Below are 22,662 nucleotides of genomic sequence, written 5' to 3' on the forward strand. Positions count from 1 at the left end.
TTCTATGAGACTGGAATTTACTCTTGCCAACTGGAAGTTAAAAATACATTTAAGTCTCTAACTATATTCTAACATATCTAATCGCTTCTTGCAAACATTTGTTCTGTTTTTATAAAAAATTTGCGTGTCTAACTCATCAAAGAAAAATTGTTAAAAACGCTTGAAATCTGGAGCAAATAATTTTTTACAAACCCAAACAATATGCTTTTCATTATATACTATGTAAAACAAAAATCAGCAGTAAAAATACCTAAAAAAAGCTACTGTCATATCCGACAGCAGCTTCTTTTACGCTCTTAGAGCATGTTTGAAAAAGGCTTTTCACAAAATATACGTCACAATTTGTGGGAATGATTTTTTAAACACGCTCTAATGCTGATGTAAATATTTTTCTCTGGTAGCGAGCCCGCCTCTGATATGCCGCTCCTGCTTGTTCACATCCAGAACCTGTCTCACTTCACATGCCAGTCCCGGATTGAGCTGGCTGAGACGGTCAGTGCAGTCCTTATGTACAGTGCTCTTACTGATTCCGAATTTCTTCGCCGCCTGACGCACCGTTGCCTTTGTCTCAATAATATAATTCGCAATTTCCACTGCCCGCTCCTCGATATAATCTTTCACGGATAAGCCTCCGAAGACGCTGTTTTTACAGTGTATGCATAGAAATTCCCGAATATGTAGCAATCATTTTTATAGTTGTGCCTTATATGAAAGAATCCTGCTTGCAGGATTCTCCGCCTGCGGCGGGTCGCTTCAGCGACATAATTCCTCTCCGTCGCAGTGCGATCCTGCCCGAAGGGCTTTTTTATGTTATAGGAACATTACAGAGTAATTTCCTATGACATAAAAGAACGGCCATCCATACCGGACGACCGTTTCGCTCATTGCAATCTTATTTAAATTTAATCTCTTTCCCCTCCAGTCTCCACTGTCTGAATTCTGCAGAAGCAGATAACAGAAGGTCTGAAGAAGAGTTCAGAGCTGTTTCTACAGAATCCTGAACTACGCCGATGATAAATCCTACTGCAACAACCTGCATGGAAATGTCATCTGAGATTCCGAACAGGGAGCATGCCATCGGGATCAGAAGAAGTGATCCGCCGGCTACACCGGAAGCGCCACATGCTGACAGAGCTGCAAGAAGACTCAGGATAATTGCTGTCGGAATATCTACATGAATACCAAGAGTAAATGCAGTTGCCATTGTCATAACCGTAATAGTGATAGCCGCACCATCCATATTAATAGTTGCACCAAGCGGAATGGTTACAGAATAAGTATCTCTGTCCAGTCCCATCTCTTCACAGACTTTCATGTTTACCGGAATATTAGCTGCGGAACTTCTTGTAAAGAAAGCCGTCAGCGCACTTCTCTTCAGGCATTGGAAAATCAGCGGATATGGATTCTGACGGATGCACCAGTAAACCAGAAGCGGATTGGTCACAAAATAGATAAACAGCATACATCCTACAAGAAGAAGCAACAGTTTTCCATAAGTCGTAAAAATATCCAGACCGTTTGTAGATACTGTGTTAAATACCAGACCAAAAATTCCAAAAGGTGCAAGATTAATGATCCAGGTTACTACCATGGAAATACCATCTGCAACATCAGCCAGAACCTTCTTTGTCATCTTATCAGCTGCACGAAAAGCAAGCCCAAGAAGAACAGCCCACATCAGGATCCCTACATAGTTTGCATTTACCAGTGAAGATACCGGGTTGGCAACTACGTTCAGAAGCAGGTTATTTAATACCTCAACGATACCCTGTGGTGCACTTGTATCTGTTGCTGCATTTGCAAGTGTCATCTTTACAGGAAATGCCATACTCGCAAATACTGCAATCACTGCTGCCAGAACTGTACTGAACATATAGAGAATGATAACTGTCTTAATAACTCCTCCATGAGATTTTCCTGCATTACACAGGGAACTGATAACCAGGAAGAATACCAGCAAAGGTGCGATTGCCTTTAATGCACTTACAAAGACATCACCCAGAATTGCGATTCCTGTTGCCTGCGGTACAGCAATTCCCAGAATCGCACCCAGAATCAGGCCAACCAGGATTCTCTTTACAAGAGCAATCCTGGTCCATTTGTCCCAAACTTTTTTCATTTCTTTAATCCTCTTTCCCTTTAGTTTGTTAAAACACTAATCCGGTACATTATAAAGGAATTTTTAAAAAAGTGCAAGGATTTCTCTACCCGGTCAGCAAAAATTCATATCCTTTTACAAGGATTTCGTAGGTAATACAAACTGTATTTTCATAAAGCGCTACTATACAACTACTGTTCTTTTCTCCTGTTGATGATCCGTCTCATTATATTGCTCAAAACGGCTCTCAATCTCTACCAGCATATTTGCATATTCTCGTAATTCATCTCTGAGCTGTTCTTTATCTGTTCGTTCTTTTTTATAAGAGATCCTGTGTTCCATGCTTGCCCAGAAATCCATGGACATTGTTCTAAACTGTATCTCCACAGGAAAATATTCCATTCCATCCAGACAGTACACCGGCACACCTACGATCACATGATAGCTTCGGTATCCGTTTGGTTTCGGATTTCCGATATAATCACGTTCCCTGATCACGATCAGATCACTCTGGCTTTTCAGAAGCTCTGTCAGATTATAGATATCATCTACAAAATAGCAGATCACCCTGACACCTGCAATATCCTGAAGATAATCCTTCGCATTCATCACAGTAGGTTCTTTTCCCTTTCGCTGCAGTTTCTCTTCAATGCTCTGTTTCTTCTTGATCCTGCATTGGATGTTGTGGATCGGTCTTGCAGATGCGTCACCGTACAGGTTGTGATTCAACACATCAAGACGTGTGAGAAGCATCTGTTTAGCATCTTCATATGGTTGTATAAATTCATAATATTCTTCATCTGTCATAACTTATTTCTCCTGTAAAAACCTCTGCAGTTATTCTTCTGCCTTTCATATTTCTTATTCTGTACTTCTTCGCAGAACTTATCTTTTTTTCCACATTTGTACTGCAAAATAACCATTTTTTCCCCATTACGTCTCCATCATACAAAAGAAATGTGTTTAATCAGTGTTCCAATTCTAATCATTTTATAAACAAAATTCTCTATCAGTTACATGCTCTCCAATAAACTGATTTCATTTTACCTATTGCCATTTACTCTATGTGCGAATATATATTTTCATTTTGAATATATTTTATACTATATGATTGCAAATATATTCTATTTGCAGTAAAATATATTAAAAGACAAAAAGGAGTGATATCATGACAACCATTAGTTTACGTATGGATGATCAAATGAAAAAAGAGCTTGATGAAATGTGCGAAGCAATGGGAATGAATATTTCTACTTTCTACATGATCTATACAAAAAAGGCACTAAGAGATCGTAGAATACCATTTGACATTGAAGCTCCGGCAGATCCATTTTATTCTGAACAGAATATGGCACAGCTTCGCAAATCTGCTCAACAAGTAAAGGAAGGTAAAATAATAACAAAAACAATGGAAGATCTGGAGGCAATAGCGTGTGAGTAATATTTCATTTTCAGAAGATGCTTGGGAAGATTATCTTTACTGGCAACTTCAAGACAAGAAAACACTAAAGAAGATCAATGAATTATTGAAAGAAATACAACGGACACCTTTCTCAGGAAAAGGTGAACCAGAAAAACTTCGTGGTGATTTAAATGGAAAATGGAGTAGGCGAATCAACTTCAAAGACCGTTTGGTTTATGAAATATCAGATGAAACAATTATTGTAATCCAATGCAAAGGCCATTACAGCGATAAATAAAAAAGTCCCCCCCGCAGGGGGCTTTTTTATTTACATAATCTTACGGAACAGGTCTTTCAGATCTTCTACGCTTGCATCTTTCGGGTTTCCCGGTGCGCATGCGTCTGCATGTGCGGATTCTGCCAGGAACTGGAGATCTTCTTCTTTGATTGCTTCCAGTTTAGTCGGGATTCCTACATCAACAGAGAGTTTCTTAACAGCTTCGATTGCTGCTTTTCTGTATTCATCCTGAGACATTTCATCTACGCCTTTGACACCCATTGCTCTGGCGATCTCACGATATTTCTCACCTGTGCATTCCTGATTGTATTCCATAACGATCGGAAGCATCATTGCGCAGGCAACACCGTGTGGTGTGTCATAAACAGCACCAAGTGTATGAGCCATGGAATGAGCGATTCCAAGACCTACGTTAGAGAATCCCATACCAGCGATATACTGTCCAAGAGCCATTCCTTCACGACCTTCTTTTGTGTTTTCAACAGCACCGCGGAGAGATTTGGAGATCAGCTCGATTGCTTTTAAATGGAACATATCTGTCATTTCCCACGCAGCTTTTGTTGTATATCCTTCGATTGCATGAGTGAGGGCATCCATACCTGTGGAAGCTGTCAGTCCCTTTGGCATGGAGGACATCATTTCAGGATCAATAACTGCGATGATCGGCATGTCATGTGGGTCAACGCATACAAATTTACGTTTTCTTTCTACATCTGTGATAACGTAATTGATAGTTACCTCTGCTGCTGTACCTGCTGTTGTCGGAACTGCAATGATCGGTACACAAGGTTTCCTGGTCGGAGCTGTACCTTCCAGACTCCTTACATCTTCAAATTCAGGGTTTGCAATAATAATACCGATTGCTTTGGAAGTGTCCATGGAAGAACCACCGCCGATTGCGATCAGATAATCCGCTTCAGAATCCTTAAATGCCTGAACACCGTGCTGTACGTTCTCGATTGTCGGGTTCGGTTTGATGTCTGAATACAGTTCATATGCAAGTCCGTTTTTCTCAAGAATATCTGTAACTTTACTTGTTACATGGAATTTTACAAGATCAGGATCAGAGCATACGAAAGCTTTTTTAAAGCCATGTGCTTTTGCTTCGTTTGCGATTTCCTCGATTGCTCCTGCCCCGTGATAAGAGGTCTGATTTAAGTTAATTCTGTTTGCCATAATGATTTCCATTCCTTTCAGTATTCTGCAGTATTATAGCAATCCTCTTAAATGCATTATTTACGAGGATTGCTATAGGTAAGCTTCCGCATCGCTTATCTTTGTTATTATATTAACAATATGAAGTAAAAAAAGAAAGTTACACTTTGGCTCAAATGTGACTTTCTCACAATATTTGTGCAATAATGCCGAAAAACCAGGTGCAAAATTATGCACTAATATTGTTATATTTATGACAATATTTCCAGCTTTTCAAACAATTCCGAGAGTTTTCCCGGCATCCCGTCAACTAAAATTTTCGCCAGTCCCTCCGGTGCACATTCCAACTCTCCCAGTACCCATTTTACAGTCATATAAATAGAACTCTGGCAGTACATTTCCAGAATACAATGTATAGTCTCATCCGGGATTCTTCCTGTTTTCTCACGGATCAGATTCTCATAGAAGTCCAGAATCAGTTCAAAATCATGCTGGCGCAGACTGTTCTGACTGTCATATTTAAATGCTGCTGCAAAGAAAACATGCTCTTCCTGAATATAGGTAAACTTCTTTACCAGAGCATCATAAACAGTTTTCCCCATTCCCATATGCTCAAAGGATTTCGCCAGAAGCTTATCAAAATACCAGTTGATCAGGTCAAATTTGTCCATAAAATTCCGATAGAAAGTCTGCCTCGTAACACCACAATTCTCTGTAATCTGTTTTACTGTGATGTTATCTACAGACATCGTTTTCATACATTCCTTCATTGACCGCGCAAGACGGTATTTCGTTTTCTCACCCTTACCTGCTTCATTTATCATATCCATACAAATTCCTCTCACAGATAAAACTTCGTGTGTTCATTATATCAATTTCTTCCTTGTATTTCCAGATAGTTTCTTCCTGAAATTCGTATTTTAAGGAGCATATTTTAGTTATTGTTCACACACCACTATTCCGCGAGGTGTTTTGGCATGAATATGCCAAAATCCCGAGACATACAAGCCAAAATTCCATTGCCGCAGGCAATCTGGAATGAATTTTGGCTACGTTACTGTGAACGGAGTGAACAGTAATATATTTTATTTTGATTTTTCTGTTTTTATTTACTTCAAAATGTTATAATCGTAAAAGATAAAAAGTAAATAATCCGCTTTAAGAAGGGAGACATTCTTATGGATTTAATAAAAGAAGCACTTTCCATGGGTTTCGCAGATGCGGCGATCATGGATACAAAGGATCTGGTATTTGTGCCGGAATACAGACAGTTCTGCGAGGACAATCTCTGTGGAAATTACAACCTGGTTCCTGCATGTCCGCCTGCCTGCGGTACTGTAGAAGAAATGCAGGCAAAAGCATTGAAATATGAAAAGGCACTGGTTCTCCAGACTGTTCTGAAAGATCCAATTATGGATCCGGCTCTTTTCAAGCAGGCGAAACATGCACAGAATATTCTTACGGAACAGCTTGCCAGACAGATGCAGGAAGCAGGAAAAGAAGATATCCTGATCATGAGCGCAGGACCGTATAAGAATTGTTCCTGTATGTCCGCCTACAGTGTAGATGCACAGAAAATGGCTGATGCAGTAGGTATGGTCTGCTGGGCAGATGATTCAGATGTGAGATTCTTTACACAAATCCTGTTTCATAAAGACTGAGCATTACGCAAAAGAGACTGTCGCACCGGAAAATTCCTGATGTGACAGCCTCTTTTTCATTTTTATATCTTTTGTTCTTCCACATAAAAGCATGCCACTGCATGTCCGGGAGCAATCTCTTTCAGCTTCGGCATCTCTGCCTTACATCTGTCTGTGCAATGCTCACAGCGGTTCTGGAAAGGACAACCCTTGGGTACATCCAGAGGACTTGGTGCTTCACTCTCGATACTTTGGATCTTCTGGCTGGGATCCATGTGGATAGAAAATTGCGCACCCAGGAGTGCCTGTGTATACGGATGCACTGCATGCTCTGTAACATCTTCACCGGGAATAACCTCTACGATATTTCCCAGATACATGACAGCAATCTGATGGGCAAAAGAGCGGATCAGCGCCAGGTCATGGCAGATGAAAAGCATGCTGATATTTTTTTCTTTCTGAAGGCGTACCAGAAGCTCGATCACAGACTCCTGCACAGAAACATCCAGCGCAGAAGTCGCCTCATCGCAAACCAGGATCTCCGGTTCCAGTGAAAGCGCTCTTGCAATACTGATTCTCTGTCTCTGTCCGCCACTCATGTTGTGAGGATAACGATCTACGAAATCTCCCGGCAGCTCTACCATTTCCAGCAGTTCTCTTGCTTTGGCTTCTTTCTCGCTTTTCTTTAATTTTCCGAAGTTGATCAGCGGCTCTGTAAGGATATCCACAATCTTCATCTTCGGATCAAAGGATGCCAGCGGATCCTGGAAAACCATCTGCATATTCTGGCGGTTTAACCATGTTTCCTTTTTGGAAAGGTCAGCAAGGTTTTTGCCATGATACAGAATCTCACCGCTGGTAGGCTTGTCAAGGGAAATAACCATCCTTACGAATGTGGATTTACCACATCCGCTCTCTCCTACAATTCCTAATGTCTTGCCCTTATAGACATTCAGGTTAATGTCATTGCAGGCTGTCAGTGTCCGTCCATGAGAGGCCGGAAACTGTTTTACAATGTGCTTTGCACTGAGTACGATATCTGATTCCTTAAACAAAACGGCGTCCCTCCATTTCCGGTACTGCTGCCAGAAGCTTCTTTGTATAATCACTGGTCGGATGATTCATGACCTCATCCCTTGTTCCCTGATCCACCACTTTGCCGTTCTGCATAACGATCAGCTGGTCTGCCATGTAAGCAGCTACACCAATGTTATGGGTTACGATGATGATGCCTGTGTGGAAATCGTCACGCAGTTCCATCATCTGACGGACGATCTGCGCCTGTGTGGTCACATCCAGTGCACTGGTTGGTTCGTCTGCCAGAAGCAGTTCAGGATTAAAGGTCATTGCCATGGCAATACCCACACGCTGACGCATACCACCGGAAAGCTGATGAGGATAACTGTTCATAATATTCTCTGCTTCCGGGAGACGCATTTTCTCCAGCATGCTTACTCCTTTTTTCCACGCTTCATCTTTTGACACTTTTGAATGAGTACAGATGTATTCCACGAACTGGCTTCCAATCTTACGGATCGGATTCAGGGTTCCGCCGCAGTCCTGGAAGATCATGGATATACGTGTTCCTCTTAACTGTCTCCATTCATCCTTGGTATTGGTCAGCAGGGATTTTCCGTTAAAGAGGATATCTCCCTGTGTTACCTTACCGCCCCCGGCAAGTGCGCCGAGGACAGCTCTGATAACAGTGGTTTTTCCACTTCCACTCTCACCTACAACACTGATGATCTCGCCCTTCTTCATGTTCAGGTTGAAATGCTCGATAGTAGGTGCCTGCTTTCCATACCGGACTGAGAGATCCTTTATTTCAAGCATAAATAACGCTCCTTCTTACTTGTTGCTGTGTTTTTTGGATTATATCTGTGTCCATCTTTTCTGATATCCCGATGAACAGACATAATCCGTGCAGTCTCATTCAGAAATTAATATCTCTGAATATAATTACTCAGCAAGTGTGATGTCTTTTGTCAGCCAGTAGTAATCCATCGGATACATCTTCACGCCTGTGACTCTCTTGTTGGAGAACAGATAAGTTGTCTCATATCCGAAGAATACAGTTGCTGCATCATCCATGATATCCTGCTGGATCTTGATGATCAGGTCTTTTCTTTCTTCTTCGTCAAATGTTCCTGCAAGCTCATCAAGAAGTTCATCTACTTCCGGATTGTTGTATCCTGCTGTGTTGTTTGCAGATTTGCTGTACCAGTTCTCTCTTAAATAGTTCTCCGGATCTCCTGTATTAGCTACAAGTACGTTCCAGATAAGAAGGTCATACTGACCGGAATCTCTCATGTCGAGAAGTGTTTCATAGCTTACTGTATTCAGGTTTACATTGATACCAATCTCTTTCAGGCTGGCCTGTGCTGCCTGTGCGTAAACACCAAGCTCTGCACGGCTTGTATAGATAACGAAATCAAGTGTCAGAGGATCTCCGTCCGGTGTTTCCACGAATCCGTCACCGTCTGTATCTTTGTATCCTGCTTCCTCAAGGATTGCTTTCGCACCTTCCGGATCATAGCTGTTCTCATCGTTCAGATCATCAAATCCGAAGTCAAGTGTGGGAGGTACCGGCGCTTTACCTGCTGTAGCTCCACCCTCAAGAAGAACGTCACAGTATGTCTGTTTGTCAAGTCCGCGCAGAAGTGCCTGACGAAGCGCTTTATCGCAGAGTGCACGGCCTTCACTCTGGTTCATGAATGCATATGTGGAACGCAGGGACTGAAGCTCCTGGATCTCATAATTGTCATTTCCTTCAAACTCAATAAGGTTCTCTGTCTTTAAGTTATAAGCAATATCGATCTCGCCTGTCTGAAGAGCCATGGAACGTGTTGTCTGATCATCTACACATTTCAGTGTAACCTTATCCAGCGGCACCTCTCCATCCCAGTAATTCTCATTTTTTGTAACTACACAGGAATCTGTAGGGCTGAAAGATTCTACCTTATATGGTCCTGTACAGATCGGTCCTTCCATTGCAAATGTAGAATCATCTACGTTTGTATCTACGATCAGGAATAATGGGTCTGCAAGGCTTCCTGCCATGTTTGCGTTTGCTCTGTTTAAGTGGAAGATCAGGTTCTGTCCGTCTACTTCCATGCTGTCCAGATCAAAGAACTCCGGTACTCGGTCACTCTTGTCAACTGTACGCTGAATAGATGCCATTACCATCTCCGGTGTCATATCATCACCATTGGAGAATTTAACGCCTTCACGAATCTTGAATGTCCATGTTTTTCCGTCTTCGCTGTTCTCCCAGCTTTCTGCCAGACAAGGAACGATCTCACCTTCTTCATCGAATTTGGTAAGGCACTCACCGATAGCATAACGGGAAACAACCCAGCTGAAGTACTGCTCTGTAGGCTCCAGAGTATCAGCAAAGCTTGTTACACCGATTGTGATCTCTTTTGCATCTGCTGCGTGAGTTACGGTTGCCATGGAAAATGTCATTGTACATGCAAGTGCTACTGCTAAAACTTTTTTAAATAATGTATTCTTCATATATTCCTCCTGAAATATTTAGGTAAGTGGTGAAGTCCACGGTTCAGTACGGAAGCCGCAGAACTCTTTGTTTTTATTTTCTTATTTTATATTTTCTTACTCCTGTCTTGGGTCAAGAACGTCACGGATGCTGTCACCAAGCATGTTGAAGATAACTACGCAGATTACAATCGCGATACCTGGGTAGATCATCAGCCATGGTGCTTTTGCCATGTAAGTTCTTCCCTCGTTCAGCATCAGTCCCCATTCCGGTGTCGGCGCTGTAGCACCAAAACCAAGGAAGGATAAGGATGCCAGTTCCAGCATCATGGTTCCGATATCTGCTGCTGCAGTTACTACCATCTGAGTAACCATGTTCGGAAGAACATGTACAAGCAGGATCTTCCATGTCCTGGTTCCGTTTACGACTGCTGCTTCAATATAAAGGTTCTTCTTTACTCTCAGTACCATGCTTCGTGCAAGACGGGCATATTTGGTCCAACTTACCGCTGCAATGGAGATAACGGCATTCACAAGGTTTGGTCCCAGCATACCGGCGATTGCGATTGCAAGCACCAGACCGGGGAAAGAGATCATCATATCTGCGATACGCATGATCACACCGTCCACGATTCCTCCGAAGTATCCGGCGATCACTCCAAGAAATGTACCGATCACAAAGATAACTGCCACCAGACATAAGGTCATAATCAGAGAAGTTCTGGTTCCAAAAATAACTCGTGATAACAGATCACGTCCCAGCTTATCTGTCCCAAAGGGATGTGCAGAACTTGGAGCCTGAAGTGATTCCAGCATCACTGCATCCAGCGGGTCGTAGGGTGCGATCTGTGGGGCAAACACAGCCACACCGACTACGACCAACGCCAGTATCGAAAAAAGGGTAAACTGCTTATTTTCTTTAAATACTTTCGCTAACTTCAATTATCTATCCTCCTTAAGTCTTGGATCCAGATAAGTATAGGACAGATCCACAAGCAGATTGATACACATATACAGAATAGCGATCCACAGTACATATCCCTGAACCAACGGATAATCACGGCAGGAGATTGCTTTGACTGCCATATTTCCCATACCCGGCCAGTTGTAGATAATCTCAACGACTGCAGTACCGCCAAGAAGACTTCCCAGGGAAAGTCCAAGCAGAGTTACCAACGGAAGCATTACATTTGGAAGAACATGTCTCCATAAAATCACACGCTCCTTAATACCTCTCATACGTGCACCTGTTACATAATCCTGATGAAGTTCCTCCAGAACCGCACTTCTTACCTGTCTGGTATATTTTGCAGACATGGCAAGAGCCAACGTAAGTGCCGGCAGGACCATCGCTTTGAAATCAGTGCTTCCTCCTGCTACATTCACCCAGCGAAGCTGTACACCGAAAATACTCAGTAAGATCAGGCCAAGCCAGAAGCTTGGTACGGATACCCCGATAAAAGTAATTCCTCTTACAAAGTAATCCGGGAATTTGTTCTGATACACTGCTGCCAGGATTCCCAGCGGAATGGAAATCACGATCATCATAAGCAGTGCCAGCAGAGACATCTTCAGGGTTGGCCAGAAACAGGATACAAGTTTCTGTACCACCGGCATCTTAAAGGAATAGGACTGTCCCATATCTCCGGTGAGTACACCCTTCAGCCAGGTTCCATACTGTACAAGAAAGGGCTGGTCAAGTCCCAGCTCATGCCTTGTCTGTTCCAGAAGCTCTGGTGTGGGAAGATTACCGCACTCTGTCAGCATGATCTCAGCCGGATCACCAGGAGACAGATAAGTCAGTCCAAAGGTCAGAAAACTGATACCAAACAGGACGATCAGAATCTGCAGAAATCTTTTCCCGATTTGTTTTTTCGTCAAAATAATCTCCTTCCTACATCTTTCGTGAATTAAACCAATACCGGAAATGTTTCTGATTACTTTTACTCAGTAACATGGGGAATCCCCCCATAGGGGTTAATTTTCAGGCAAAAAAATAGCCCGCAATATGAAAACATCATACATACGGACACAAAATGACATGAAAAAATTATGCTTCCTATCTACCGTAAGAATCATTCCTATCCCAATTGCAAGCAGTTCTCCTGACTTAAGTTCATCACTTCGAAATCGCCTTCCCGGACCAACTTTAAAATCACATGGTCCAGTGACATTTTTCATTCCGAAGCTCCCTCTTACAGTGACGGGATCGTACCGGACTTACACCGGTTTCTCTATTAATCCTTGCGGAACTTACAACGACTGGTTCAAAACCAATAAATGTTATTTAATTTTTACTATAATATTATAGAATAGTTTTTTTTACTTTGTCCAGTAATTAGCAAAAAAAATCAGATTGTATTCAAAAACATACAATCCGATTTTTTTATTCCTTTTACTGTAACAGATAAACGAATCATTTTTATTCTTCAATATTATTTGCTAAAAAGATAATTTTTCCCTTCGTTATAAGTTCCCTTCATTGAAAGTCGAACAGCTAATTTCCCAGTCATCGGATCTTCAATACCTATACTGATCTTATATTTCTTTCCGGCCAGTGAGATCATCTTTTTTACCTGCATTCTTGTTTTTGTCTGTAAAGTTTCTTCCGGCAGAAGTGATTTTAACGAAATGTCAACCGCTTCTTTTTCAAGACTATTTCCATCCTCATCTTCTACCAGAACCCATACAGGCCAGTCTTCATAAAATGCTGCAACTCCATCATTCTTCCATTTAAGATTCAGGCTGACATACCCCGGCATCTGAATAAGGCTTGCTTGCGAAATCCACAAACGATATCCCATGCTTCCTAAAACTTTCCTATAACCGTTTTCATAAGTTTTATCCGCTACTTTCGGTCCAAGAAAAGTAGTATGTGCTTTCTTTATCAGATTTATTGTCTGATCCAGATTTGTGTCAAGCAACTCTTTCATTGTAATTGAACTTGTAAACTCACCTCCGGAAGGAAACTTTTTCCAGAAATCTTTCATTGCGGATAACCCTTTTTTCTCATGAGTCTGGTCAAACTCACCGCCTTCATTAATCCAACGAAACCATTCCTCTGTGCTCTCTGGCTGTCCGGTCATATCGTTGTAGAGACCTGTTCCATAATGTTCTCCCTCACTAAAAGGTCTTCTCATCAGTATCATGGAATCAGGGAAGGCCTCTGTCCATGGAATCATATAACGTTCTCTTACAGATTCTTCTGGCAGACTCTGTATTCCTGCGGAAATATTTACATGCCATTCTCCCCAGTGCCCCAGACTTCCAAGTTCGATATAACTGACCAGTCCATCTCTGCCAAAATGCTCTCCAAGTGCATTAACTGCCCTTTTGTGATATTGTATCATCTGTTCATTATTATAATCAGGAGCATATCCCTTTCCATACTCCATATCATACCAGGTTCCCGCATGATCAGTTTTGTCATATAGCCATTGTGGAATGTCCATATGCTTTTCCTCCCCGGGAATATCACACACAAACCTCAGTACCAGGTGTTTCCCTTCTTCTCTCCATCTGTCAGTCTGATTTTCTCTTTCGATTTTCTCCCAGTCATATTTTCCTTCCTCCGGTTCCAGTTCAGCCCAGGTAATATCCATATACAGTAAAGATATATCCTCTCCTATTGTTTCTTCCCAGGCACAAGGTGCATATCCCATTAATGGATTTCCAAAAATTTCTTCTGTTTTTTCATATATCTGAGTTTTTCTTCCAAATACCATCCATACTCCTGCTGCTATAATAACTAAAAGTCCAAAACCCAACAGAACCAGATATCGTTTCTGACTTTTAGCCATGATATTCTCCATTATACTGAATCAATGTAACATCTTCCACTCCACCGATATCCCGGATTTTTTCCATAAACTCCATATCATTCTGTCTGCAATATATTTCAACTGCCATTTCTGTTTTTTCATTGCGCATAGTTTTTGATTTTACGAAATATTTTCTTTTTCCAAAACAGCGGATAATTTCATCTCCCGCCTGAGTTCCCTGATAATGAATCACTGCAATATAAATTCTTCCATTTTGTTGTTTGTGATAAAACAGGGTGATCATCAGAATGATAATCACAGCTGTCAACAGAGTTAATGCATACATACCTGCACCGGCTGTAATCCCCGATGTGATTGCCCAGAACAGATACAGAAGATCCATCGGATCTTTAATTGCTGTACGAAAACGTACAATAGACAATGCACCAACCATACCAAGAGAAATCACAATATTGCTGCTGATTGCAAGTGTTACCATACAGGTAAGCACTGTCATTCCCACAAGTGTAACTGCAAAACTTCTGGAGAAAATAACTCCAACATAAAATTTCTGATAAACCAGATAAATCACACTTCCCAAAATCAAAGCCACTGCCAGAGCAGCCAATATCTTAGGTATATCATACTGACTGAACATTCCTGATTCCAGTACAGATTTTTTTATCATATCCTGTACACTCATCTTATCATCCTCCCCTGTGTATCATACCAATACTCAAATCCATTCATGTACCGCGTTTTTTCATAACACAGTACATATTTGGAAACTGCTGTAAATTCTTCTGCCTGCGGCGGCAGAAGATTTCTCAGAATCTGAGGCAGCAGCTCCGTAAATTTCACTTCCATGATCAGTTTTCCCGGTTCCAGTACAGATAAAGCCGGAAGCGTACTGTCGAAAATGTCATAGCTTCCAACAGCAGCTCTGACATCTGTATCAAATGTGATCCTGACTGTTCCCTCATCCATGATCCATGGTTCTCTCTCATAATCTACGATTGTTCTCGGCCGCATCATATTACTCATACATTCTGTGTAAAATTCCCTGCAAAGATTATACGGACTTTTCAGAAGAAATTCATACTCGCCGGAAAGAATTTTTTGCACCTCATCTTTTGTCAGCGGAGCATCTTCTTTATAAATATAACTGCCGAACTTCTTTTTTCTCTCCAGCTTGATACTTTCAGCACTATAATTATAAATTCGTATCCTGTATTTCTTCCTCATAAGAACGCCGCTTTCCTTTTCTTCATATGCACTGTTCCAGTAATCATCAAAATACAGGCTCCGTATCAGATATCCTCCATTTTCTGCATGAGGATCCAGTTTCATAAGTGGCTTCATCCGAAGATTCAGGACTTCTTTCTCACTGGTACTGATAAGATATTTCCATTCATTACGAAAATGTTCTTTCTTCCTGTCAGCCTTCTTCATAATTGTCTTCCTCTACCGTACTATCTTCTGTTATGTAAAAGCACTTCATACCATAATGCTTTCCTTCGTCTGTTACATAATAATCAAATGCATCCTGCGTTTTTCCAGATGTATTTGTTGCTCTTACTCTCACAAAATACTGTCCTGCATTCGGAAGTTCCATCTCCGATTCCGGAACAGTCAGGGTTGTGTTCTGATAGATCACATCCTGAAACAGATAATCTCGCGCAACCTCCACAGAATACGTAATGTCCTCTGCGTCCAGATCATAAGATACATCCCAGTTAAATTTCAGCTTATCACCGTCTATTGACGGAACACCTATATAAAATGGCATTGGTGTTTCCAGACTTTCCAGATATAACTGATAGTTCTTTTCTATCTCATCAGGAAGTGATGCTGCAATCTGATCGTATTGTTCAGATGTAAGCGGTTCATACTCTGCATCAGGCATCAAATATAAATAGGGCTTCAGTACATTCTTATAGCTCTCTATCTTTGATGTGAGCATATCTTTGTTCAGATATTCCCTCAGATCCAGAATGGCATCATTTAATTTTTCCCGGAAAGACCGTGACTTCAGACACCTTTGAAACAGAATATTTCCCCAGTAATTGCTGATTCCCTTTTCCCAGCTGTTCTGATCCGAAAAATTCCTTAATTCATATTCCGGTCTCATCAGACAGCCATCGTTATCCCAGGCAATAAAGTACCAGATATCTGAATTCAGAGGACTGTATAAATAAACATTTCTGTTCTGTGTGTCTACGTTTCCCATCAGAATCTGAAATGCCATCCAGTAAACAATATTTTCTTCATCAAAATGTTCTTTCAGTACATCTTCAATCCCTATAGAATAATCATTCAGATCTGTCAGCATATCAATCAATTTGGTATGATCTGAATCCCCTTTTATTTCCAGCATTTTTTCAAAGGCTGTCTTATCATATCCTGCATCATCTTCTTTTTTTATAATATCCTCGTAGCGATAAAATTCAAAAGAATTAATCTTATACAATTGTCCGTTTGAATCCAGTCCATGACTCTTTAATGCCGTCTTATTCAGTTGTTCAACCTGTGTATAAATTCCATAATCCTCAAATTTTACACCTGATTCTTCTGTATTATCCTTTACATACAAATGCACAAACTGTGTACGTAAACCAACCATCTGAGGAATTCCCCTGATCAGATCATATGCCAGCTTATTTCGAAAGCGCATTCCTTCTGTCATATGTTTATTCAGGTTAATGGTTCTCTGGCCTCTCCACGTTCCTTTATTCTTTTTTAACTCAATTTTATAATTTTTTTGTGCATTCTGGCTGGATGTCTGGCCTCTGATCTGAACAGTTGCATTAGGCACGCTTTCTCCATATCCGACTTCCCCTTGTGTCGGTCCATTCTCATCTCCCACCTGCAAAAGTCCTGCCACCTGATATCTCTCCACTCCCATATCTTCGTAGTCATAAACAGAATAGCTGTTGATTTCCTTCCATGTATGATATGTATTTTCGGATGAATTTCCCTTAGATACAGTAAGATACATGGTAACAACACTGGTATCATCATCATTTTCATACAAAGAATCCTTATCTCTTAAATGAATCTCATTGATTTCTTCTTTCTCTGCTTTTTCTGCCTTTACCTGTTCTGTTTCGTTATCTTCCTGTACTGTCTGATCCTGCGAAGAGTTTCCCGCTTTTTCCAGAGTGCAGCCTCCACAAAGAGAAAGACTGACTAATACTGCACTTATCAGATTTATTTTTTTAATTCCTGTCAACGTTCGTTCTCCTTTCCAGTTTCTCATCCATAAAACATCCGATTCTGGTAAATACCCCCGATTTGTCTTCTGCTACCACCGGCTGTATGCTGAGAATATAATATGGCAGACGTCTGGTATAACGTTCCAGACGGATCATAACTATAAAATAAAACAGTACACATCCTGCAAGAAACCCAAAGCCATAATATACCTGCGGACAAAACAGAGAAATCACAGTAAACACAGAAGTTCCCACGGCAAAAATTACAGAAGCAGCCAATGCTCCCCTGTAATCTGTAAAATATAAAAGAAGCAGAAGCATCGTATTTGCAACTGCATAAATGCCGTAACCAACACAAAGTGTCCGGAAATATCCATACATCAGATCATTAAATCCCAAAGGAAGGTACTTCAAAAGACTCTCACCCATTGAAATCGCCAGCGCAGTAGTCAGTAACTGCTTCAAAGCGGTATACTTCAATTCTCTGTTCAGTACATCCAGCATTTCTGTACCGGCCTGCATAATATCCTTAATGGTTCCCCCATCATTGAATAAACTGTAATAATTCCTGTATTTCGGATAAAAATTAACTTCTACAGAAACCACAAAATTTACAGTGGTGATCAGAATTGTCAGAAATGCGATCAATGCCGGTACGTCATGTGACGGTGCCCCATAAAAAAGCCCTTTTACCTGTTTCCCCAGCGGTCCGGCCCACATGATCACAAGGTGGGCAAACAGCCCGATATTAATGCAGAGTCCTGTAAATGCCAGCGGCAGAAACTCATCTGCCCACCTTAAAAATAAGAATGCACTGATATCACTTTGTGGAAAATACTCATACAGTAAAACAACATCCCATAAAAGCATGATCCCATATCCAATGCATACCGCAGCCATCAATGCTTCCACATGGGAAATTCCCAGAAACAACAATAAAGCTCCCGAAAGAAAAGTAACAGCGATCGCAGCAAGAAAGGATAACATAATTCCTCTGTAATCTTTAATTGCAGTAAGATAACTCATCGCATTCCATGTAACGATCAGTTCTCCAAACAACTCAAAACATAAAAACTTATCTATAAGCCCAACTCCGGAAAATATCAGAAAAATCCCATATAAAATTCCTCCTGCAATGAGCATTAAGCCTGTCGAACCCCAGAAAGATGACAGAACTGCCTCATTTTTTTCTTCATAAAGCATATCTGCAATAAATCTTGTTACTACCATTGACAAGAAACTGGTTACCGTCAATGATGCAAGAAGTGTATATGTGATCATGCAGACCAGTAATTCTCTGCTCTGTTTCGGAGCGCCTGTCCTGTCACACAAAAACATAACCCCCAGCAGAAGTACGATACCAAGCAACATGGGACCGGTACAGATAATCCCTGCATATCCATAGGCGCGGAAAGAAGCAAACAGCCCTCTTCTGCTGAACAGTTTTTTGAGTTCAAATCCAATCCCTGCCATATGCTTCCTCCACCTCCCTGTAAAGTTTTCTGTATTCACTGATCATGCGCTCATGCCTGTAATATGCCTTAGTTCTTGCCTGTCCGCTTTTTCCCATTCTGATCCGTCTTCTCCTGGATTCACACATTTTTTCCATAGCGGCAGCAAGTCCATCCCTGTACATAGGCGGAACGCAATAACCGGCACATCCAAAATCATCTCCTTCTTTCCCATTCAGAAGTTCCCGGCAACATCCTACATCAGTGGTTACACATGGGCGTCTGGCTGCAAATGACTCCAGCACGGATAATGGCTGTCCTTCTGATATACTGGTAAGGATCGTAAAATCCAGTTTTCTCATATACTGTACAATATCTACCCTTCCTGTAAAAACAAGATTTTTGATATCCAGCTGTTTCACCAGTGCATAACACTCATCTGCATATTCCTCGTCATCTACCCCTCCCAGAATATGAAGTCTCACATTCTCCATTCTGGATGAGAGTTCATAAAATGCATATATCATAGTCTTTATATCTTTAATGGGTGCGAGACGGACTACCGCACCTATGTCTACCCATCCATCTTCCTCTTTCAGAGGAATCTGTGACAACCTGTCATAATTAATACCATTTTCAATTACTCTGCATTTCTCTGCATCACAGCCAATCTGTATTTGCGTAAGCATCGCATTCGTAAATAAACTGGTTACCCGAAAAGCCCTTTTATAAATTGCTTCTGATAACATATAAAAGAAAGAAATCCACTGTTTTTTAAATGATGGGATTACCCATTTTGCCCTGATGATCTCTTCCTCTCTTTCTCTTGTGTATATCCCATGCTCTGTAAGTAATACCGGTCTCCTGTAAACATATCCTCCAAGGCAGGCAAGAAGTCCCCCATATCCTGTTGAAATGGCATGATAGGTATCTGCCAGAGGAACCTCTGAACCCAGAAGATATAAAACCGGAAGCAGCATGGAACGCATTGTATGAAACGCATCCGCAAATGCAATATACGGATATTTTTCCAGACAGCTCTCTGTTAATATATTTAAAAACTGCTCACTTTTCAGAAATGACATCGGATTCATTTTCCGGTCGTGATATAAATGAAACAATACTTCCCAGTCAGGATGACTGCATTCCATCAATTCTCTTAGACTCTTTGTTTCTTCTTCCGAAAAACGATTGATTCTGTGCAGCTGTCCTTTTTGATTTCCATGTTCCTTCAGTTTTAATGCATCATCCAGAAATACCTCATGGACTTCCACCACATTATCCGGCAGTTCATAGACAAATTTTCCACGGTCACATGCATGTGCTCCTATCACCCACAGTACAAACTCATGCTCTTTCATAACAGTGATATACTGATGCATCCATGTCGAAACTCCACCATGCACATACGGATAACAGCCTTCTAAAACCAGACAGATTCTCAATTTTCTCACCTTATTTCTATTTTCACTGATTTCTCTTTTGCCCGAAGCAGATAGAGATTTCCGGTAATATGCGTCAGTTCTCCACCTTCTATATTACCCGGAGTCCCTTCATTCATTCTTATCATAATATAAGCTTCATCATAAAAATTATCTAATTTAAGATTAAGTTCCTGATCTGATATATCCTTATCGATCACCAGTGCCCCATACCGCTGTATTGCGCCTGATAGTTCGGAAGCAGTAAGATTTCTCAGACATGGAGCTGAAGTATACAGCCAGTCCATATATTCATCCAGCCGTTTTTTCAGTTTCTCCCATCCCAGTCTGGCACCTCTGTCTTCGTCCAGCAGATCATCCGGATGCATAAAATGTGTATTGACAAAATGCATATTCAGTTCAGATACAGCCGCAAGTTCCATATAATCATCAATCACAGCACCTGAAATAATACGGGGCTGTTCCACAATTCCATCTTCTGCAGCCTCAAACTCCTGTGTATATGCCATATCTCCGACAAAATAATTACTTGCAATTGTACGTATCTCCGGAAATTCTTTTACGATCATTTCCCGCCCTTCATCTGACAGCACATTAGACGGCGGTACATAAACAGACAATTCTGTCCCCGGAAACATCTCTTTTCCAAACCGTATCAGCTCTGTCATGGCTTTTTTCATTGCATCATAGCTTTCCCATGTTTTATATGGAAGGATATTTGCATAATCCACATTTGACAGGCTCAATGGCTGATGATTATATCCATGATATCCCAGTTCTCCTCCCTGATGAAGCAGCATATTCCCAAAATACTGAAATCTCTGTACATCTTCCTGTTCCACAACATCTCCGGACACATCATCCTCATAATTGTCAATAATAACGCCTGTATATTTCACACCGTGTTCCTCTGCCAGCTCCAGCATATCCGGCCACCAGATATTTGTATAAAACTCTTTGATGCTGAGACCATAATCACGTTTGATATATGTTCCGTCTCCACTCGGCACAGGAGATGGAAAATCATCCAGATAGAATACAGATCCATTAAGCACCGGGTAAACCATCACATCTGTCAGCAGACTATAGGATGCCGCAAAAAATCCTCTTGTGGCTTTTTCACATAATCCAAAATTATCAACTACAAATTTACCTTTTCCATAACTGTTTTCCCAGATAAGCGGAACCTTCTTTTCATCATCTGTCCATGCATAAACCTTCGCCGTTTCTCCAACACTTACTTCCCATGCTGAATCATATGCATCCGGAATCTGGAAAGATCTTCCCCCTCCAATCATGAAATCATCATCAATATAGATTTTATCTACCAGAACATTTCCATAATCAGAGTCTGTAATTCCCAATTTCTGCTCAATGAGCGAAACATATGTATCCTTCTGAAGTGTTAACGCAAAAAGAACACGTCCTCCTTTTTCTACCCAGTTTCCAATCTTTATAACTACATCCTTCAATGGGTTCAGATCCGACATCAGCACCACTATTGTTTCATAGCCTGAGAAATCAGGAATCTCACTCTGTCTGATATCTGCCAGATCTACTCCTGTTTTCATATCCATAAAAATTCTTTCAAACTCTTCCCATGCCACCACACTGTCTGCCTGACTGCTGTCCATCAGCACCAGACAACTGCTCTCAATATTTTTGACTGCCTGTGTTTCAGTTACAACCGTATCCCTGTCCAGATATGCATTCTTCTTGATCTCTGCCTGATACTGAATTCCTGAACGCTCTGTCCAAAGCACCACACTGATTGCCAGAAAAACTCCCAGAATAACAGTCAGACCCTTAAATCGAAAAGACTGTAAATATTTTATCATTCCTGCCAAAAAGCCAATGCCTCCTTTCCTTTCGCCGACAGGTAAATATGTTCCTGCTGAATCTGCTCTAATGTTTCCTTTAATTCTTTTCCCTGTTTCAGTTCCACGTAATATCTGATCCTGAGTATCCAATATTCTTCATTTCTGTGCCACTTCTTATCCATTCTTTCCAGACTTTTAAGAACCTGTTCATACTCCTTCATCTGCATTTGATTCTCAGTCAGACATACATATGTATGAAGATCTTCTTTAAATTTCAGTTTTTTCTTCAGAAGTTTTATATATTGATTTCTTTGCACCAGTTCCATCTGTCCTTCCAGAAGTCCCTGAGATAAATACTCCTGAAGAAAATCACAGTACTCTGAAATAAGCTGTTGATTTTCCGGTTCTTTTGCATATCTGTATTCTATCTTCTGCAGTCTGCTTTCATATTCCTTAGACAGCTCTACCATTCCTGTGATCGCATAATGCACAACCTCTACATCGTCATTCATCCTTGCCTGTTTAAGCATATCGATGTAATTCTCCGGATCATCATTCAATACATTCATAATCAGATCACGCCTCATAGCGGCCTCATCAATAAGAAGCACTTCCTCCAGTGGCACAATATTTCTGTCACTTTCTTCTTTCGGTGCTATAATGCTTCTGTAAATTTCTTCATTGATCTTCATTTTTTCTATTCCGATTTCACGCTTTTTATCCTGGTGAAAAAATATCTGGAAATGCAGAAGCAATACACAGATCATACCCCATACCGGTACAAAGATCACAGGTAATATGAGATACCTCTTCACCTTCAGTAAATGGGAGTTTATTCCTGTCCATACTAAAACACAACAGATAATATGGAATATAATAAAAACA

At 41.0% G+C, this 22,662-nt stretch carries 21 protein-coding genes and 1 riboswitch; of the genes, 3 read left to right on the top strand and 18 right to left on the bottom strand.

The window, feature by feature from the left end; genetic code table 11:
* Positions 1–369: 369 nt before the first annotated feature.
* From spoIIID to LI074_RS14255, 3 genes are all read right to left on the bottom strand, one after another.
* A complete protein-coding gene (gene spoIIID / locus LI074_RS14245) occupies positions 370–621 on the bottom strand; it encodes a sporulation transcriptional regulator SpoIIID (RefSeq protein ID WP_055152517.1) in 252 nt (83 codons plus the stop codon).
* Between the two features lie 271 nt (positions 622–892).
* On the bottom strand, positions 893–2,119 hold the full coding sequence (gene sstT, locus LI074_RS14250; protein ID WP_118338954.1) for a serine/threonine transporter SstT: 1,227 nt from the start codon (positions 2,117–2,119) through the stop codon (positions 893–895).
* A gap of 162 nt (positions 2,120–2,281) precedes the next feature.
* Complete coding sequence (locus LI074_RS14255; RefSeq protein ID WP_055053319.1) at positions 2,282–2,905, bottom strand: GTP pyrophosphokinase; 624 nt, start codon at positions 2,903–2,905, stop codon at positions 2,282–2,284.
* A gap of 361 nt (positions 2,906–3,266) precedes the next feature.
* Between LI074_RS14255 and LI074_RS14260 the strand changes: the two genes are divergently transcribed.
* On the top strand, positions 3,267–3,539 hold the full coding sequence (locus LI074_RS14260) for a type II toxin-antitoxin system RelB/DinJ family antitoxin (RefSeq protein ID WP_044956362.1): 273 nt from the start codon (positions 3,267–3,269) through the stop codon (positions 3,537–3,539).
* Positions 3,532–3,798, top strand: a complete 267-nt coding sequence (locus LI074_RS14265) for a Txe/YoeB family addiction module toxin (RefSeq protein WP_055199882.1) — start codon at positions 3,532–3,534, stop codon at positions 3,796–3,798. Before LI074_RS14260 ends, LI074_RS14265 begins: the two co-directional genes overlap by 8 nt.
* A 30-nt stretch (positions 3,799–3,828) precedes the next feature.
* Here LI074_RS14265 and fucO read toward each other — a convergent pair whose 3' ends face one another.
* Both fucO and LI074_RS14275 read right to left on the bottom strand, forming a co-directional pair.
* Positions 3,829–4,974 carry a lactaldehyde reductase gene (gene fucO, locus LI074_RS14270; RefSeq protein ID WP_055199902.1) on the bottom strand — a complete coding sequence of 382 codons (1,146 nt, stop codon included), beginning with the start codon at positions 4,972–4,974 and terminating at the stop codon, positions 3,829–3,831.
* A 230-nt stretch (positions 4,975–5,204) separates the two neighbouring features.
* The gene (locus LI074_RS14275) at positions 5,205–5,777 is read right to left on the bottom strand and encodes a TetR/AcrR family transcriptional regulator (protein ID WP_173679468.1); all 573 of its coding nucleotides are present in this window, start codon (positions 5,775–5,777) and stop codon (positions 5,205–5,207) included.
* Positions 5,778–6,131: 354 nt separating this feature from the next.
* Here LI074_RS14275 and LI074_RS14280 point away from each other — a divergent pair, with 354 nt between their 5' ends.
* Positions 6,132–6,614, top strand: a complete 483-nt coding sequence (locus LI074_RS14280) for a DUF2284 domain-containing protein (RefSeq protein WP_022380841.1) — start codon at positions 6,132–6,134, stop codon at positions 6,612–6,614.
* Positions 6,615–6,676: 62 nt separating this feature from the next.
* On the opposite strand, the gene LI074_RS14285 is transcribed toward LI074_RS14280, so the two are convergent.
* The 13 genes from LI074_RS14285 to LI074_RS14345 form a co-directional block, all read right to left on the bottom strand.
* A complete protein-coding gene (locus tag LI074_RS14285) occupies positions 6,677–7,648 on the bottom strand; it encodes an ABC transporter ATP-binding protein (protein ID WP_055199883.1) in 972 nt (323 codons plus the stop codon).
* On the bottom strand, positions 7,641–8,426 hold the full coding sequence (locus tag LI074_RS14290; RefSeq protein ID WP_055199884.1) for an ABC transporter ATP-binding protein: 786 nt from the start codon (positions 8,424–8,426) through the stop codon (positions 7,641–7,643). Before LI074_RS14290 ends, LI074_RS14285 begins: the two co-directional genes overlap by 8 nt.
* A gap of 126 nt (positions 8,427–8,552) precedes the next feature.
* The gene (locus tag LI074_RS14295) at positions 8,553–10,109 is read right to left on the bottom strand and encodes an ABC transporter substrate-binding protein (protein WP_173698309.1); all 1,557 of its coding nucleotides are present in this window, start codon (positions 10,107–10,109) and stop codon (positions 8,553–8,555) included.
* 96 nt (positions 10,110–10,205) lie between these two features.
* Positions 10,206–11,030, bottom strand: a complete 825-nt coding sequence (gene nikC / locus LI074_RS14300) for a nickel transporter permease (protein WP_025580828.1) — start codon at positions 11,028–11,030, stop codon at positions 10,206–10,208.
* Positions 11,031–11,969: a nickel ABC transporter permease gene (gene nikB, locus LI074_RS14305; protein ID WP_055199886.1), complete on the bottom strand. Its 939-nt coding sequence runs from the start codon at positions 11,967–11,969 to the stop codon at positions 11,031–11,033.
* A gap of 197 nt (positions 11,970–12,166) precedes the next feature.
* A riboswitch (cobalamin riboswitch) is annotated at positions 12,167–12,360 on the bottom strand.
* A gap of 163 nt (positions 12,361–12,523) precedes the next feature.
* Positions 12,524–13,888, bottom strand: coding sequence for a DUF4832 domain-containing protein (locus tag LI074_RS14310; RefSeq protein ID WP_070102114.1), 1,365 nt, complete (start codon positions 13,886–13,888; stop codon positions 12,524–12,526).
* Positions 13,881–14,552, bottom strand: coding sequence for a DUF4956 domain-containing protein (locus LI074_RS14315; RefSeq protein ID WP_008707171.1), 672 nt, complete (start codon positions 14,550–14,552; stop codon positions 13,881–13,883). The genes LI074_RS14310 and LI074_RS14315 overlap by 8 nt, the downstream gene beginning before the upstream one ends.
* On the bottom strand, positions 14,549–15,301 hold the full coding sequence (locus LI074_RS14320; protein WP_055199889.1) for a polyphosphate polymerase domain-containing protein: 753 nt from the start codon (positions 15,299–15,301) through the stop codon (positions 14,549–14,551). Before LI074_RS14320 ends, LI074_RS14315 begins: the two co-directional genes overlap by 4 nt.
* Positions 15,288–17,108, bottom strand: coding sequence for a CotH kinase family protein (locus LI074_RS14325; RefSeq protein ID WP_055199890.1), 1,821 nt, complete (start codon positions 17,106–17,108; stop codon positions 15,288–15,290). Before LI074_RS14325 ends, LI074_RS14320 begins: the two co-directional genes overlap by 14 nt.
* Positions 17,068–18,537 (bottom strand): exopolysaccharide Pel transporter PelG, encoded by a 1,470-nt coding sequence (pelG, locus tag LI074_RS14330; RefSeq protein ID WP_055199891.1) that lies wholly within the window; start codon positions 18,535–18,537, stop codon positions 17,068–17,070. Before pelG ends, LI074_RS14325 begins: the two co-directional genes overlap by 41 nt.
* Positions 18,518–19,969: a GT4 family glycosyltransferase PelF gene (pelF, locus tag LI074_RS14335; RefSeq protein WP_330380916.1), complete on the bottom strand. Its 1,452-nt coding sequence runs from the start codon at positions 19,967–19,969 to the stop codon at positions 18,518–18,520. Before pelF ends, pelG begins: the two co-directional genes overlap by 20 nt.
* A complete protein-coding gene (locus LI074_RS14340) occupies positions 19,966–21,795 on the bottom strand; it encodes a DUF2194 domain-containing protein (protein WP_055199905.1) in 1,830 nt (609 codons plus the stop codon). The genes pelF and LI074_RS14340 overlap by 4 nt, the downstream gene beginning before the upstream one ends.
* On the bottom strand, positions 21,792–22,469 hold the full coding sequence (locus LI074_RS14345; protein ID WP_226839771.1) for a hypothetical protein: 678 nt from the start codon (positions 22,467–22,469) through the stop codon (positions 21,792–21,794). The genes LI074_RS14340 and LI074_RS14345 overlap by 4 nt, the downstream gene beginning before the upstream one ends.
* Between the last annotated feature and the right edge of the window lie 193 nt (positions 22,470–22,662).

Origin of the sequence: Blautia sp. MSK18_10, assembly GCF_020553185.1 — a bacterium.
GTDB lineage: Bacteria > Bacillota > Clostridia > Lachnospirales > Lachnospiraceae > Blautia_A > Blautia_A wexlerae.

Coding starts and splice junctions, on each gene's coding strand:
- pelG (WP_055199891.1), bottom strand. CDS start 18,537: ATGGCAGGGATTGGATTTGAACTCAAAAAACTGTTCAGCAGAAGAGGG.
- LI074_RS14320 (WP_055199889.1), bottom strand. CDS start 15,301: ATGAAGAAGGCTGACAGGAAGAAAGAACATTTTCGTAATGAATGGAAA.
- LI074_RS14275 (WP_173679468.1), bottom strand. CDS start 5,777: ATGATAAATGAAGCAGGTAAGGGTGAGAAAACGAAATACCGTCTTGCG.
- LI074_RS14315 (WP_008707171.1), bottom strand. CDS start 14,552: ATGAGTGTACAGGATATGATAAAAAAATCTGTACTGGAATCAGGAATG.
- LI074_RS14295 (WP_173698309.1), bottom strand. CDS start 10,109: ATGAAGAATACATTATTTAAAAAAGTTTTAGCAGTAGCACTTGCATGT.
- LI074_RS14255 (WP_055053319.1), bottom strand. CDS start 2,905: ATGACAGATGAAGAATATTATGAATTTATACAACCATATGAAGATGCT.
- LI074_RS14340 (WP_055199905.1), bottom strand. CDS start 21,795: ATGATAAAATATTTACAGTCTTTTCGATTTAAGGGTCTGACTGTTATT.
- LI074_RS14310 (WP_070102114.1), bottom strand. CDS start 13,888: ATGGCTAAAAGTCAGAAACGATATCTGGTTCTGTTGGGTTTTGGACTT.
- LI074_RS14260 (WP_044956362.1), top strand. CDS start 3,267: ATGACAACCATTAGTTTACGTATGGATGATCAAATGAAAAAAGAGCTT.
- LI074_RS14325 (WP_055199890.1), bottom strand. CDS start 17,108: ATGAGAAACTGGAAAGGAGAACGAACGTTGACAGGAATTAAAAAAATA.
- LI074_RS14345 (WP_226839771.1), bottom strand. CDS start 22,469: ATGAAGATCAATGAAGAAATTTACAGAAGCATTATAGCACCGAAAGAA.
- fucO (WP_055199902.1), bottom strand. CDS start 4,974: ATGGCAAACAGAATTAACTTAAATCAGACCTCTTATCACGGGGCAGGA.
- sstT (WP_118338954.1), bottom strand. CDS start 2,119: ATGAAAAAAGTTTGGGACAAATGGACCAGGATTGCTCTTGTAAAGAGA.
- LI074_RS14290 (WP_055199884.1), bottom strand. CDS start 8,426: ATGCTTGAAATAAAGGATCTCTCAGTCCGGTATGGAAAGCAGGCACCT.
- LI074_RS14280 (WP_022380841.1), top strand. CDS start 6,132: ATGGATTTAATAAAAGAAGCACTTTCCATGGGTTTCGCAGATGCGGCG.